Genomic DNA, 14,144 nt, shown 5'->3' on the forward strand with positions numbered 1-14,144 from the left:
CACAACCCTTGTGGGAGCGGGCTTGCTCGCGAATGCGGTGTGTCAGCCAGCGCATCAGGTGTCTGACACACCGCATTCGCGAGCAAGCCCGCTCCCACAGGTTCTCCGGTTCGACTGAATTCTTGAGCAAAATTTAATGACTCCCTTGCCCGCACCTCTACGCTGGCTCTACTCCCTGGAATGGCGCCGCGGATTTTTCGACTGGGCGCGCAGTGATGGCGTGACCTGGGTGTATATCTTCAAGGTATTGCTCGCCGCGTTCCTCACGCTGTGGCTGGCGATGCGCCTGGAACTGCCGCAGCCGCGCACGGCGATGATCACCGTGTTCATCGTCATGCAGCCGCAGAGCGGTCAGGTGTTCGCCAAGAGTTTCTATCGCTTCTTAGGCACCCTGGCCGGGTCGGCGATGATGGTCACGCTGATCGCGCTGTTCGCGCAGAACACCGAGTTGTTCCTCGGTTCGCTGGCGATCTGGGTCGGCATCTGCTCGGCCGGTGCGGCGCGTTGCCGTAACTTCCGCGCCTACGGTTTTGTCCTCGCCGGCTACACCGCCGCGATGGTCGGGCTGCCGGCGCTGGCGCATCCGGACGGTGCGTTCATGGCCGCCGTCTGGCGGGTGCTGGAGATCTCGCTGGGGATTCTTTGCTCGACAGTGGTCAGCGCCGCAATCCTGCCGCAAACCGCCAGCGCAGCAATGCGCAACGCCTTGTATCAGCGCTTCGGCGTGTTTGCGTTGTTCGTCACCGATGGCCTGCGCGGACGCAGCAAAGCCGACGCCTTCGAGACCAACAACGTGCGTTTCATCGCCGAAGCCGTGGGGCTGGAAGGGTTGCGCAGCGTCACCGTGTTCGAAGACCCGCACATGCGCCGGCGCAACGGTCGCCTCAGTCGCCTGAACAGCGAGTTCATGGGCATCACCACGCGCTTCAATGCGTTGCATCAGTTGCTGGAACGCCTGCGCGTGAATGACGAAGAACACGTGGTGGCCGCGATCAGACCGGGCCTGCAGGATCTGGCCGAAGTGCTCGACGGCTTCAGTGGCCGCGCCCTGACCAGCCCGGACGCCGCACGTCTGGTCACGGCACTGGCGAGCTACAAGGAAGGTCTGCCGGCGCGGGTGCGCAGCCTGCGTGCAGCCTTTCAGGAAACCGGTCCGAGTGAAGCCGAACAACTGGATTTTCACACCGCATACGAACTGCTCTATCGCTTCGTCGACGACCTGCACAGTTATGCACAGACCCACGCCTCGCTGGCTGATCACAGTCACGAGCGTGAGCGCTGGGACGAGCCGTTCACCCCGCAAACCAACTGGTGGGCCGCTGCGGCTTCGGGGATTCGCGCCTCGTTCATCCTGATTGTACTGGGCAGCTATTGGGTCGCCACCGCGTGGCCGAGCGGCGCAACCATGACCCTGATTGCCGCCGCCACCGTGGGCCTGTCTGCCGCCACGCCCAACCCCAAACGCATGGCTTTTCAAATGGCCTGCGGGACTTTTCTCGGGGCGCTGATCGGCTTCGTCGAGATGTTTTTCATCTTCCCATGGATCGACGGTTTTCCCTTGCTGTGCGTGATGCTCGCGCCAGTCATCGTGCTCGGCTCGTTCCTCGCTTCGCGGCCGAAATATGCCGGGGTCGGCCTGGGTCTGTTGATCTTCTTCAGCACCGGTTCGGTGCCGGACAACCTGACCATTTACAACCCCTACAGCTTCATCAACGACTACATCGCCATGGTCATGGGCATGCTGGTCTGCGCCGCTGCCGGCGCGATCATTCTGCCGCCGAACAGCCGCTGGTTGTGGAAGCGCCTGGAGCAGGATCTGCGCGAGCAAGTGGTCTATGCGATCAGCGGCAAGCTCAAGGGCCTGGCATCGAGTTTCGAGAGTCGTACCCGCGACCTGCTGCACCAGGCTTATGGTCTGGCGGCAGGTCAGCCGACGGTGCAGAAGAACCTGCTGCGCTGGATGTTCGTGGTGCTCGAAGTCGGCCACGCGATCATCGAGTTGCGCAAGGAACAGGCGATCCTCCCGGTGCATCCGGCGTATGCCGAGTCGCAGCCATGGCGTCAGGCAATTCGCGTGATGGGGCGGGCGCTGGTGCGGCTGTTTCTGCAACCGAACCCGAGCAATCTTGAGCGCGCACTGGTGGCGGTCGATCACGCCATCAGCCGGGTCGCCGCGACTGACGAGCCATTCGCGCCGCACTTCGACACGTCCGCGTTACGCCGGGTGAAGAGCTATCTGCACTTCATCCGCACCTCGTTGCTCGACCCGCAATCACCACTCGCTGCCTATGCCGTTGCCAAGCCCGAAGGACTTGCCCATGCCTCGTGAAATCGCCTTCCACGGCGTGTACATGCCGACCATGACCCTGATGTTTTTTGTCGCTGCGGCGCTGGCCTGGGCACTGGACCGGTTCCTCTCGGGGTTCGACCTGTACCGCTTTTTCTGGCACCCGGCGCTGCTGCGTCTGAGTCTGTTTACCTGTCTGTTCGGCGCCATGGCGCTGACTGTCTACCGTTGAGAACGTTCTGATGAAAAAGTTTTTCAGCCTGCTCGCGACCCTGCTGGTGCTGGCCCTGGCACTGTGGATCGGCCGGACCCTGTGGGAGCACTACATGAACACCCCGTGGACCCGCGACGGTCGAGTGCGGGCGGACATCATCAACGTCGCGGCCGACGTCACCGGGGAAGTGATCGACGTACCGGTGCGCGACAACCAGTTGGTGAAGAAGGGCGATTTGCTGATGCAGATCGACCCCGAGCACTACCGCATCGCGGTCAAACAGGCGCAGTCGCTGGTCGCTTCGCGCAAGTCGACATGGGAAATGCGCAAGGTCAACGCGCATCGTCGCGCCGATCTCGACAATCTGGTGATCTCCAAGGAAAACCGCGACGACGCCAGCAACATCGCCGACGCCGCGCTGGCCGATTATCAACACGCACAAGCGCAGCTGGAAGCCGCCGAACTCAACCTCAAACGCACTGAAGTGCGCGCAGCGGTGGACGGCTATGTGACCAACCTCAACGTGCATCGCGGTGACTACGCGCGCATCGGCGAAGCGAAAATGGCCGTGGTCGACATGAACTCGTTCTGGGTCTACGGCTTCTTCGAAGAGACCAAACTGCCGCACGTGCGCGTAGGCGATAAGGCCGACATGCAGTTGATGAGCGGCGAAGTGCTGAAGGGCCACGTGGAGAGCATTTCTCGCGGCATTTACGACCGCGATAACCCGGAAAGCCGCGAGTTGATTGCCGACGTGAACCCGACGTTCAACTGGGTGCGTCTGGCGCAGCGGGTGCCGGTGCGCATTCACATCGATGAAGTGCCAGAGGGCGTGTTGTTGGCGGCGGGGATTACTTGCACCGTGGTGGTAAAGCAAGAGTCTGTGGATAACTGACAGACCGCGCCGACTGAATCGCGAGCAGGCTCACTCCTACACTGGATCTCTGCCACACCGAAGATCCCTTGTAGGAGTGAGCCTGCTCGCGATAAGGACAACCCGGTCTTTCAGACCAATACCGAGTAATCACTCAGCGCAAAACGTCTCCTGCAAATGCCGCCACAGCACCCGCCCGTCCTCGCTTCTTTCAAGCACCACCGTCGACCGGCGATCAGTGTGCAACCCGCTCGCATCGCTCTGCTGCTCGCGATAGCTCAGCGTCGCGCCATGCGCATGCAGGGCAATCCCGCGCAGCTCACTGAGCTCGATCCTGAATCCTGGCTTCTTCCCGCCTGCCGCTTGAAACAGCGCGCGCAAGGCTTCGATATCCAGCGCCCGGCCCAGCGGCGTGACCATGGAAAAATCCGCCGAGAACCGGCTCAGCAAAGGCTCCAGTTCCGCTGAATCCTGCTCCACGGCAAACCAGCGTTCGATCACCAGGTGGGCCTGGATCACTTCATCAAAATATTCGTTGTAGTCAATCATGTGGATTTTTCCTGAAGGGGAGGTGGGCTCAACAGGGCGAGCACTTTAGAGGCGTCGAAACGCAGCACGGCGATCATGGGCAGCAAGGTGAGCAGGGCCGCCGCGACAAAGCAGTATTTGAATCCGTTGCCGCCCAATGCGCCCAACAGCGAACTGAGCAGCGCCGCGCCGAGGCAGAAACCGAGCTGGCGATTGATGTTCCACAAAGCACTGGAGTGGCCCATTTTTTCCGGCGCGATGCCGACAAACGCCAGGCTCTGCGAGGTGACGCTGCACAGGCTGCCGCCCAGTCCCATCAAGGCATAGGCAATGATCAGCGGCGTGGCGGCGGGCTGTTCGATGCGCATCAGCAGGACAATCCCCAGGCACTGCAAAAGCATCCCGGTGATCAGCAACGGTTTGGGGCCGATGCGGTTGAAACTGCGTTTGCCGAGCATGATCGCCATCCCCGATGCTGCCGCCCAGGACAGCATCAGCGCACCGGTCTGCGCTGCACCGAAACCGAGGTCGTGCAGGTACAACACGGCAATCATGTTGGTGCCGGTAAACACCCCGGGCACGCACAGGTAGATCAGCATCGCCAGGCGCAGTGACGGACTCTTGAGCAGTTGCAGGTCGAGCACCGCGTCGGGTTTGTGCCAGCCATCACGCAGGTACAGCCATAAGGTCAGGACGCCGAGCAGCAAAACCCCGCCGGCGAGGTGACGGGTAGCGGCGGCGCTCGCCAGACTCACGGCAATCAGCAACAGACTCAGGGCTGACGCCGCCAGCAGCAGGCCACGCAGATCCAGTGTCGGGCGTTCCGTGCCGGGTTGATCCGCTTGCAACCACAGCATACCCAGGCCGAACGCGAGCAGCGCCAGCGGCATGTTCAGGTAGAAAATCCAGCGCCAGGACAACGCCTCGACGATCAGGCCGCCCGCCGCCGGCGACAGGGCTGGCACCATCAGCGCGACCATCAGCACCACGCCGGTCAGGTGCGCGCGTTGTGTTGCGGGATACTGCCGGTAGGCCAAGGCCTGACCGATCGGCAGCAACAAGCCGCCACCGAGGCCTTGCAGCAGGCGCCAGCCAATCAGGCTTTCAATCGACCCGGCCTGGGCCACCAGACCGGAAGCGACACCGAACAGCAGCAACGAGCCAAGAATCAGCCGCCGCTCGCCCAGGCGTGCCGCCAGCCACACGCTCAGCGGAATGATCAGCGTCAGGCCGAGCATGTAGGCGTTGGTGATCCACGCCAGTTGCGTCACCGAGGCCTGTAATTCCCGGGCGATGTCCGGGTAGGCAATGCTCGCGGCGAACATGTTCAGCAGGTCGAGGGCGAACCCGAACAGATACACCAGCGCGACTTTCGAGCGATAGGCCATGGCAGCTTCCCTGTGATGAGACGCGCAGGGTAGTGCGCTTCAGGCGTTAGGAAAACGCTGGTTTGCCTGCTAGTTTGTCAAAATAATTTTGACAGGGAGTGCGCTGAATATGGTCAGCCTGGACCGTTTTGACACCTTCAAAGCCGTGGTCGAGGCTGGATCGTTGACGGCGGCTGCCGAGACGCTGGGCCAAACTCGGGCGGTGGTGAGCTTCAATCTCAAGCGCCTGGAAGAGGAACTGGGCGTCACCTTGCTTACGCGCAACACCCGGCAACTGGCCCTGACCGATGCCGGCGAGCGCTTCTATCGGCGCTGCCTGCGCACCCTCGACGAAGCGCGACTGGCGATCGAGGAGGCGCGCTCCGAGCATTCGCAACTCAAGGGCACGTTGCGCATCACCACCACCGTGGAATTTGCCCTGGCCCAGGTGGTGCCGGCGCTGGAGGTGTTTCGCCAGCAACAGCCGCAACTGAACATTCACTTGTCGACGTCCTCGACTCACGCCGATCTGATCTCCGAACGCTTCGACTTGGCGATCCGCCTCGGCCGCATGCACGACTCCAATCTGCGTGCTGTGCAGTTGTCGAAGTTCGAAGTGTTCGCGGTGGCCGCGCCGCAGCTGGTCGAACGCTTTGCGCCGGTTGCCACGCTGGCGACGCTGGAGTCGATGCCGACGCTGGGCCATGGCCGCGTCCCGGAAATGACTGTGACCGACCCGGCCGGCAGCGAGCATGTCTACCAGCCAAAACCGGGGACCACCGCCATCGTCGCCGACAACTCGGCGACGCTCAGGGCGTTTGCGTTGACCGGGCAAGGCGTGGCGATTTTGCCGCAGTGGTTGATTCAGGAGGATCTGCAGGCCGGGCGATTGGTGCGGTTGTTGGCCGATTACCGCTTTGCCCAGCAGGGTGTTTATGCGCTGTACCCGGATACCCGGCATCTGCCGCTGAAGGTACGGGCGTTTATTGATTTCATGAAGGGCTGGGGCTGAGTGTTGGCTGATCTGGCCCCTTCGCGAGCAAGCCCGCTCCCACATTTGGAATGCATTCTCCTGTGGGAGCGGGCTTGCTCGCGAAAGCGTCAACCCGGTCTCAGAGCTTCCCTCGCAAGCCGAACCGCTTCATCAACGTCGACTCCAGCAACCCCTTGGGCAACAACGTCGCCAGCAACGGCAACGCGCGGCTGCCATTACCAATGCGGATCAATCTTGGTGGCGTGCCCTGCTGCACAGCCTTGAGCAACTCAGCGGCAAACTCACTGGCCGGCGTCGGTTTGTCCTCCCACATTTGGAATGCATTCTCCTGTGGGAGCGGGCTTGCTCGCGAAAGCGTCAACCCGGTCTCAGAGCTTCCCACGCAAGCCGAACCGCTTCATCAATGTCGACTCCAGCAACCCCTTGGGCAACAACGTCGCCAGCAACGGCAACGCGCGGCTGCCATTACCAATGCGGATCAATCTTGGCGGCGTGCCCTGCTGCACAGCCTTGAGCAACTCAGCGGCAAACTCACTGGCCGGCGTCGGTTTGTCCTCCCACATTTGGAATGCATTCTCCTGTGGGAGCGGGCTTGCTCGCGAAAGCGTCAACCCGGTCTCAGAGCTGGCCACGCAAGCCGAACCGCTTCATCAACGTCGACTCCAGCAACCCCTTGGGCAACAGCGTCGCCAGCAACGGCAACGCGCGGCTGCCATTACCAATTCGGATCAATCTTGGCGGCGTGCCCTGCTGCACAGCCTTGAGCAACTCAGCCGCAAACTCACTGGCCGGCGTCGGTTTGTCCTCCCACATTTGGAATGCATTCTCCTGTGGGAGCGGGCTTGCTCGCGAAAGCGTCAAGCCGGTCTCAGAGCTTTCCTCGCAAGCCGAACCGCTTCATCAACGTCGACTCCAGCAACCCCTTGGGCAACAACGTCGCCAGCAACGGCAACGCGCGGCTGCCATTACCAATGCGGATCAATCTTGGTGGCGTGCCCTGCTGCACAGCCTTGAGCAACTCAGCGGCAAACTCACTGGCCGGGGTCGGTTTGTCCTCCCACATTTGGAATGCATTCTCCTGTGGGAGCGGGCTTGCTCGCGAAAGCGTCAACCCGGTCTCAGAGCTTCCCACGCAAGCCGAACCGCTTCATCAATGTCGACTCCAGCAACCCCTTGGGCAACAACGTCGCCAGCAACGGCAACGCGCGGCTGCCATTACCAATGCGGATCAATCTTGGCGGCGTGCCCTGCTGCACAGCCTTGAGCAACTCAGCGGCAAACTCACTGGCCGGCGTCGGTTTGTCCTGCGATGCCTTGGCCCGCGCGCGAATCCCCTCACGCAACGGAAACCAAGGTGACTGCTCGTTGATCAGTTGCTCGGCTTCGTGCCCGGCATTCTTGGCGAAGCTCGACTGGATCGCCCCAGGCTGAACCTCCATCACGCGGATGCCGAACGGCGCCAGCTCCATGCGCAGCGCATCGGTAAGGGCATGCACCGCGGCTTTCGAGGCGCAGTAGGCGCCGGCGAACGGCGTGACCAGAACCCCTGAGACACTGCCGATGTTCACCACCAGCCCCTGGGTCCCGCGCAGTACCGGAAACAGTGCGCGGGTAACGCCGACAATCGAGAACACATTGGTTTCGAACTGACGCTGCATGGCCGGCACGCCGCCGTCGAGCAGCGGCCCCATCGCGCCATAACCGGCGTTGTTGATCAGCACGTCGAGGCCGCCGTGTTGCTGGTTGATGCGCTCAGCGAGTTGTTCCAGCGCCACGCCGTCATTGACGTCCAGTGCGATTGCGCTGAACCCGGCAGCGGCGAGGGCCGCGACGTCTTCAGCCTTGCGCGCGCTGGCCCAGACCTCATAACCGGCGGCTTTGAACGCATCGGCGAGGGCGCGGCCAATGCCGCTGGAGCAACCGGTAATCAACGCAACGGGCATGGCGCATTCCTTGGGCAAAAAAGTAGGGGAGGGGATCAGTCGGAGAAACTGCCCTGCAAGCGCTCGGCACGAAACTCTAGGGTTTGTGGGCGATAACCGGGGCGCAGCGGCGGCATCGGCAGGCAGTCTTCCCAGTCGCCACCGGCCTGCAGTTCGCCGGGGCCGCGATAGCGCGGGGCGGCGTACTGGTTGTCGGCCAGATTGACCGTGTCGCCCGGCGCGTAAGCTGCGATGCGCCAGCGCAGTTCGGTCAGCGGCACGTCATTGCCGTTTTTCATTTTCAATTGCAGCGGCCGATCCGCCGGGCATTGTTCCGGTGCATAGCTGATGCGCATCTCAAGGCGCGCCAGTTGCTTGATCTCGCGGTTGTCCAGCCACACCACCCACATGGCCACCAAGCCCAGACCAATAGCCGCGGCCACAGAGACCGGCACAGCCTTGGCGGGATAGCGCAGCAGCAGGATCAGCCAGGTGATGATCAGCAGGATGCCGATGAACATGAGGAACGCTCCTTGGTTCGTGAGTACCATCCTACCGGAGGGCCGGCGCAATGGACATTCGCACGTAATCCGAATGTACCGTCAGTCGGTACTGTAATTTCTGACAGTTGAATATCGCAAAGCGCGGATGCTCTGATGCCCTGGACCAAGGATAACGCTAGTGCCGGGAGCGAACTGATGAACAAGCATGGCAAAACACCGACGCTTTCAGTAAACGACCCGCGCGGACTGCAGGTGCGGACGGTTGGTTATTGGCGTGCCGACGACCTTTGCCCCGCTCAAACCCGCATCAATCGCACGATGCGTGACGCTGCCGGAAGGGTTGTTGAACAGTGGGATCCGCGCCTGTTGGCACTGCAGACGACCGAGCCGCTGACGCCAGCGAATCTGCGCACCCTTTATTCGTTGATCGGGCGAACGCTGCGCTCCGACAGCGTCGATGCCGGTACGCAGCTGGCGTTGTACGGGCTGGGTGCCGAGACGCTGTACGACTGGGACAGTCGAGAAACCTGGCGCGAGGTGCAACACGACCCTCTGCTGCGTCCGATTGCCGTGTTCGAAGAAGGTGCATCCGAGCCGAGGCGGTGCGTCGAGCGTCTCACTTACGGCCAGCCCGGCGCGGGTGATCCCTCCCGGAATCAACTGGGCCAGTTGATTCGGCACGATGATCCGGCGGGTAGTGTGTGCTCGCAAAGCTTTGCAATCAGTGGGCAATGCATTGAAAACACCCGGCACTTCACACTCGACCCCAGCGTCCCCGATTGGCCGCAAAACGTTGATGACCGCCAGCGCTTGCTGGAACCCGGTGACGGTGCCAAGACCCGCTGGCGCTTTGGGCCGCTGGGGCAGGTACTCGAACAAGTCGATGCACGTGATAATCATCAGAACCGCGAGTTGACGCTGGACGGGGAGTTGCGCGCCTGCCACCTGCAATTGCGGCACCAGACCAAAGCGCAAACGCTGGTGAGCGACATTCGTTACAACGCTGATGGGCAAGTCACTCAGGAACTGGCGGGCAATGGTGTGCTGACGACGCTGACCTATCAGCCCGAGGACGGTCGTCTGCGAACCCGCCATGCGAAGAAAGCCGGGGGCGAGGTATTGCAACATCTGATCTACGACTATGACCCGATGGGCAACTTGCTGAGCATCGAGGACAAGGCTCTGCCGATCCGGTATTTCGCCAACCAGCGTATCGATCCTGTCAGTCGTTTCGACTACGACAGCCTTTACCAGTTCCATGAGGCCACCGGTTGGGAAGCGGGTGCCGCTACTCAGGGGCCGGCGTCCATCGGCCGGGATGATCCGGCAGCAGTGAGCAATTATCGACAGACCTTCGACTACGATGAATCCGGCAATCTGCTGCTGTTGACGCATGTTGGCGCACACAATGGCCGCGAGCTCAAGGCTGCCCGATCGAGTAATCGCTGTTTGCCTTACCGTAATGGCGTGCCACCGACGGAAGAGGAGATTGCCGCGGCGTTCGATCCCCGTGGCAATTTGCGAGCGCTGTACGCGGGGAGTTCATTGACGTGGAATCTGCGTAATCAGTTGCAATCGGTGACGCCGGTCGAACGTGCCAGCGGCCCCAATGACCGTGAACACTATTGCTACGACGGTTCCGGTCAACGTGTGCGCAAGATTCGCTCACTCCAGACGAATGCCCGCGGCGTCACGGCCCAGGTACGCTATTTGCCTGGGCTGGAGCTACGCACCGACACGGCCACCGGTGAACAACTGCAAGTGATTTTCGTCGAGGGCTACATCAGCCGTGTACACGTGCTGCACTGGGAAAGTGCTCCGCCCACCGGTTCCAATGATCATTATCGGTACATGCTGACGGATCATCTAGGATCGACCTGCCTGGAATTGGGCGAGGATGCCCGGCTCATCAGTCAGGAAATATTCTTCCCGTTCGGGGATACGGCGTGGAGCAAGGACACCGAGGCCAGTTACAAAACCCTGCGTTATTCGGGCAAGGAGCTCGATGCCACAGGTCTTTATTATTACGGCTATCGCTATTACATGCCGTGGTTGCAGCGCTGGTTGAATCCTGACCCGAAAGGCTTTATCGACGGGCCGAACCTGTACCAGATGGTGGGTAACTCGCCCATGAACCATGTCGACACCGATGGGGGCGGGAAGACCGCCACATCAGAGTTGGCTGACAGTGTGCAAAAGCAGCAGGCATTAATGAGCACGATAACCTCGGCAGCAGCGGACGTCAGAAACTCATTGCTCAATCACACTCAGGCGCGACACCGGTTTCAGGCCTTGGCCAGGCGCGTCGGAACGCAACTGGCCAGCAGCGCGTTCAGCGCAGGCGCTCAAGCTGCAGGTGGCGCGATTGGCACTGCAGTGGGCGCCGTGTTCGGACCGGTAGCCGGTTCATTGGGGGGCAAGGTTGGCACGAAGGTCGGCGGGAAGTTGGCGGATGCAGCCATCGACAAGGTGGTGGACACCTATCAGTTGAACCGACCTATCCATTTCAAGGGCAGCGAATTGAATCCCAAGGCTCTGGTTGAAAGCGTCGAGCCGAAACAGAAGCTGAGTCTTGCCACAGTGAAACTGCAATTGGCAGCGCATGATCCGCGCACGGCCGACGGTCGATCACGATTGACCAAATTGGCGCGCGCCAAGGTCGAGGACAAAGTGATCGAGGCAGTCTCTGACAAACTGGGAGCGGAAACTCGGGGTCTGTTCCAGACGGGACGGGAATTCATCCATGCAGCGCAGGGATTGAATGCTGAGGCTTTAAGCAACACTTACGAACATCTTTCGGCAGGCATCGACATGGTCGAGTTCAGGACGCAAGCCATCCTTACCGAGCTGGCAACCACCGGCAGCGCGGACCAGGAGCTTTTCGAAGCGGTCTCCGATTTGTCGATGCAAACGTCCAGTACGGTGCAGAGTCTGGAGCGGATTCAGGACTTTATCGGACTGCTCGCACCGGCTCCCTACGCGGGAAGGCGGCAATCGCTGGGGGGACATTTCCGGCCAAGACTGACTCGACAACATTCGTTGAGTTGAAAAAAAAAGCCCCCGCCCAACCCGCTGCGGATAGGGGACGCAGCGGGCTGGACGGGGGCTTCTCATTGCCGGGTGATCACTGCGCGATGGTTTTCACCGACACGCCGCGTTCGATCGGGGTGGAGCGGCCGTAGATATCTTCGAAGCGCTCGATATCGTCTTCACCCAGGTACGAACCCGATTGCACTTCGATGATTTCCAGCGGGATCTTGCCCGGGTTGCGCAGGCGGTGTACCGAGGCGATCGGGATGTAAGTCGACTGGTTCTCGCAGAGCAGGAACACGTTGTCATCGCAGGTCACTTCGGCGGTGCCGCTGACCACGATCCAGTGTTCGGCGCGGTGGTGGTGCATCTGCAGCGACAGGCACGCGCCCGGCTTCACCGAGATGTGCTTGACCTGGAAGCGGCCGCCCATGTCCACCGAGTCGTAGGAACCCCACGGACGGTAAACCTCGCAGTGGTTCTGGGTTTCGCTGCGACCCTGCTCGTTGAGCGTGTTGACCATCTGCTTGACGCCCTGAACCTTGTCCTTGTGCGCGATCATCATCGCGTCTTTGGTTTCGACCACGACGATGTTTTCCAGACCGATCACCGACACCAGTTTGCCGTTGCCGTGGATCATGCAGTTCTTGCTGTCCTGGATTACCACGTCGCCCTTGCTGACGTTGCCGTTGGCGTCTTTCTCGTTGACTTCCCACAGTGACGACCAGCAACCGACATCACTCCAGCCAGCAGTCAGCGGCACCACGCAGGCGCGTTGGGTTTTTTCCATGACGGAGTAGTCGATGGAGTTGTCCGGGCAGCAGGCGAAGGTAGCTTCGTCCAGTGTGACGGTGTCGGCATCCTGCTGGCTGCGCTCGAGGGTCAGCAGGCAGGTGTCGTAGATGTCCGGATCGTGCTTTTTCAGCTCTTCGAGGAAGCGGCTGGCGCGGAACAGGAACATGCCGCTGTTCCAGTAGTAGCCGCCGGATTCAACGTACTCGGTGGCACGTTTGACGTCAGGTTTTTCGACGAAGTGCGAGACGCGGCTGACGCCTTCCGGCAGCAGCGAATCAGCGGTGGATTTGATGTAGCCGTAGCCGGTTTCCGGCTTGGTCGCCGGCACGCCGAACAGCACCATTTCGCCGTTTTCGGCGGCGACGGTGGCCAGGGCGAGGGCGCGTTGCAGGGCTTTCTGGTCTTCCAGCACGTGGTCGGCCGGCAGCACCAGCATCAGTTCGTCACGCCCTTCGTTGACCAGCATCATCGCGGTCAGCGCTACGGCTGGCGCGGTGTTGCGGCCGAACGGTTCCATCAGGATGCGCTGGCATTCGAGGTTACGGTTGGCCAACTGCTCGTTGACGATGAAGCGGTGATCCTTGTTGCAGACCACGATCGGCGTGTCCATGCCTTCGAACACCAGGCGTTCCAGGGTTTGCTGGAACAGCGTGTGTTCACCGGTCAGGGCCAGGAATTGTTTAGGGAATTGCTTACGCGAAAGCGGCCAAAGACGTGAACCGCTACCACCTGACAAGATCACCGGAATCATGTTGTTTACTCCATAAAAATCGATTGGTTAGAGGCACGAACGTTGTGTCGTTTCACTCTTGTTTTTGTCTCGTATCCGAACTGACAACCCGATCAAGGGTGGGAGGGGGCTTGCTCCCGAAGGCGGTTTATCAGTCGACATATCGGTTGAATGTCAGACCGCTTTCGGGAGCAAGCCCCCTCCCACAGTGGGGACGGGGTCAGTCAGGAAAAATGATTAGCGAGTCGACACCGGGCGTTTCACCCAGACTGGCGACAGGCTGCTGCCGGAACCGGTGACGTACAGCACTGCGGCTTCACCACGCTCCAGGGCGACCGGTTTCACGTCGCCGACTTTCTTGTCACCTTCGTACAGCGCCAGGCTGACTTTCACCGGGTTGATTTCACGTTCGCCACGGCCCTTGGCGGCCACGTTCGGCACCACGTCGGTCTTGCCGTCGGCGGTCTTCAGGGTCAGCGGCTTGTCGCTGAGGTTCTGCACGCGCACCAGGGATTTCTGCTTGTTCTTGAACGGCGGCTCTTCGATCAGTTGCGGCGCGCCGGACGCGTTGTTGACCAGGGTGTAGTAGTGGTCACCGGCCAGTTTCACTGGCAGGGTCTGGCTGCCGACTTTGGCGCTGTAGTCGCCGCCTGGCATGAAGCTGAAGTCGCTGCTGGCCAGTGGCGCAACGTCGCTCAGATTGGTGCTGCCGACGGTGGCGCTGACTTCGGCGTTGCTGGCGTTGTAGACCCGCACGAAGGTCGAGCCTTTCGGTGCGGTCGGGCCGTACAGGGCGGCGTCACCACCGGCAAAGGCGGGGACGGACAGCACGCTGAGGCCAGCAACCAGGGCGAAGCTTTTAGCGAGACGACGAGGAGTAGTAGTGAAAGTCATGGTGTT

General features: G+C 61.2%; 11 protein-coding genes and 4 pseudogenes. 5 read left to right on the forward strand and 10 right to left on the reverse strand.

Going from position 1 to position 14,144, the window contains the following annotated elements:
• The first annotated feature begins 136 nt into the window (after positions 1 to 136).
• Genes ACS4NR_RS26615 through ACS4NR_RS26625 form a run of 3 tightly spaced genes read left to right on the forward strand, consistent with a single transcriptional unit; the run spans position 137 to position 3,396 of the window.
• Entirely contained in the window at positions 137 to 2,329 is a 2,193-nt protein-coding gene (locus ACS4NR_RS26615) for an FUSC family protein (protein WP_456018741.1), read from the forward strand.
• Complete coding sequence (locus ACS4NR_RS26620; protein WP_003221811.1) at positions 2,319 to 2,519, forward strand: DUF1656 domain-containing protein; 201 nt, start codon at positions 2,319 to 2,321, stop codon at positions 2,517 to 2,519. Before ACS4NR_RS26615 ends, ACS4NR_RS26620 begins: the two co-directional genes overlap by 11 nt.
• A gap of 10 nt (positions 2,520 to 2,529) precedes the next feature.
• On the forward strand, positions 2,530 to 3,396 hold the full coding sequence (locus ACS4NR_RS26625; RefSeq protein WP_047292653.1) for an efflux RND transporter periplasmic adaptor subunit: 867 nt from the start codon (positions 2,530 to 2,532) through the stop codon (positions 3,394 to 3,396).
• Between the two features lie 129 nt (positions 3,397 to 3,525).
• Here the strand turns inward: ACS4NR_RS26625 and ACS4NR_RS26630 are convergent, their stop codons facing one another.
• A complete protein-coding gene (locus ACS4NR_RS26630; RefSeq protein ID WP_115986618.1) occupies positions 3,526 to 3,924 on the reverse strand; it encodes a nuclear transport factor 2 family protein in 399 nt (132 codons plus the stop codon).
• Entirely contained in the window at positions 3,921 to 5,291 is a 1,371-nt protein-coding gene (locus ACS4NR_RS26635; protein ID WP_456018743.1) for an MFS transporter, read from the reverse strand. The genes ACS4NR_RS26630 and ACS4NR_RS26635 overlap by 4 nt, the downstream gene beginning before the upstream one ends.
• Before the next feature lie 109 nt (positions 5,292 to 5,400).
• Between ACS4NR_RS26635 and ACS4NR_RS26640 the strand changes: the two genes are divergently transcribed.
• Positions 5,401 to 6,282, forward strand: a complete 882-nt coding sequence (locus ACS4NR_RS26640; RefSeq protein ID WP_456018744.1) for a LysR substrate-binding domain-containing protein — start codon at positions 5,401 to 5,403, stop codon at positions 6,280 to 6,282.
• Positions 6,283 to 6,382: 100 nt separating this feature from the next.
• Here ACS4NR_RS26640 and ACS4NR_RS26645 read toward each other — a convergent pair.
• The 6 genes and pseudogenes from ACS4NR_RS26645 to ACS4NR_RS26670 form a co-directional block, all read right to left on the reverse strand.
• Positions 6,383 to 6,571: pseudogene (locus ACS4NR_RS26645) on the reverse strand (SDR family oxidoreductase); the annotation flags it as partial.
• 61 nt (positions 6,572 to 6,632) lie between these two features.
• Positions 6,633 to 6,821: pseudogene (locus tag ACS4NR_RS26650) on the reverse strand (SDR family oxidoreductase); the annotation flags it as partial.
• Between the two features lie 61 nt (positions 6,822 to 6,882).
• A pseudogene (locus tag ACS4NR_RS26655) lies at positions 6,883 to 7,071 on the reverse strand (SDR family oxidoreductase); the annotation flags it as partial.
• Between the two features lie 61 nt (positions 7,072 to 7,132).
• A pseudogene (locus ACS4NR_RS26660) lies at positions 7,133 to 7,321 on the reverse strand (SDR family oxidoreductase); the annotation flags it as partial.
• 61 nt (positions 7,322 to 7,382) lie between these two features.
• Positions 7,383 to 8,207: an SDR family oxidoreductase gene (locus tag ACS4NR_RS26665; RefSeq protein WP_456018745.1), complete on the reverse strand. Its 825-nt coding sequence runs from the start codon at positions 8,205 to 8,207 to the stop codon at positions 7,383 to 7,385.
• Between the two features lie 35 nt (positions 8,208 to 8,242).
• Positions 8,243 to 8,707, reverse strand: a complete 465-nt coding sequence (locus tag ACS4NR_RS26670) for a multidrug transporter (RefSeq protein WP_095139579.1) — start codon at positions 8,705 to 8,707, stop codon at positions 8,243 to 8,245.
• A gap of 177 nt (positions 8,708 to 8,884) precedes the next feature.
• Between ACS4NR_RS26670 and ACS4NR_RS26675 the strand changes: the two genes are divergently transcribed.
• Positions 8,885 to 11,737 carry an RHS repeat domain-containing protein gene (locus tag ACS4NR_RS26675; protein WP_456018746.1) on the forward strand — a complete coding sequence of 951 codons (2,853 nt, stop codon included), beginning with the start codon at positions 8,885 to 8,887 and terminating at the stop codon, positions 11,735 to 11,737.
• 76 nt (positions 11,738 to 11,813) lie between these two features.
• On the opposite strand, the gene ACS4NR_RS26680 is transcribed toward ACS4NR_RS26675, so the two are convergent.
• Positions 11,814 to 13,265, reverse strand: a complete 1,452-nt coding sequence (locus ACS4NR_RS26680; RefSeq protein ID WP_095139581.1) for a mannose-1-phosphate guanylyltransferase/mannose-6-phosphate isomerase — start codon at positions 13,263 to 13,265, stop codon at positions 11,814 to 11,816.
• Between the two features lie 216 nt (positions 13,266 to 13,481).
• Complete coding sequence (locus ACS4NR_RS26685; RefSeq protein ID WP_007914291.1) at positions 13,482 to 14,138, reverse strand: alginate O-acetyltransferase AlgF; 657 nt, start codon at positions 14,136 to 14,138, stop codon at positions 13,482 to 13,484.
• Positions 14,139 to 14,144: the final 6 nt, after the last annotated feature.

It is taken from the genome of Pseudomonas sp. JQ36 (assembly GCF_053851495.1).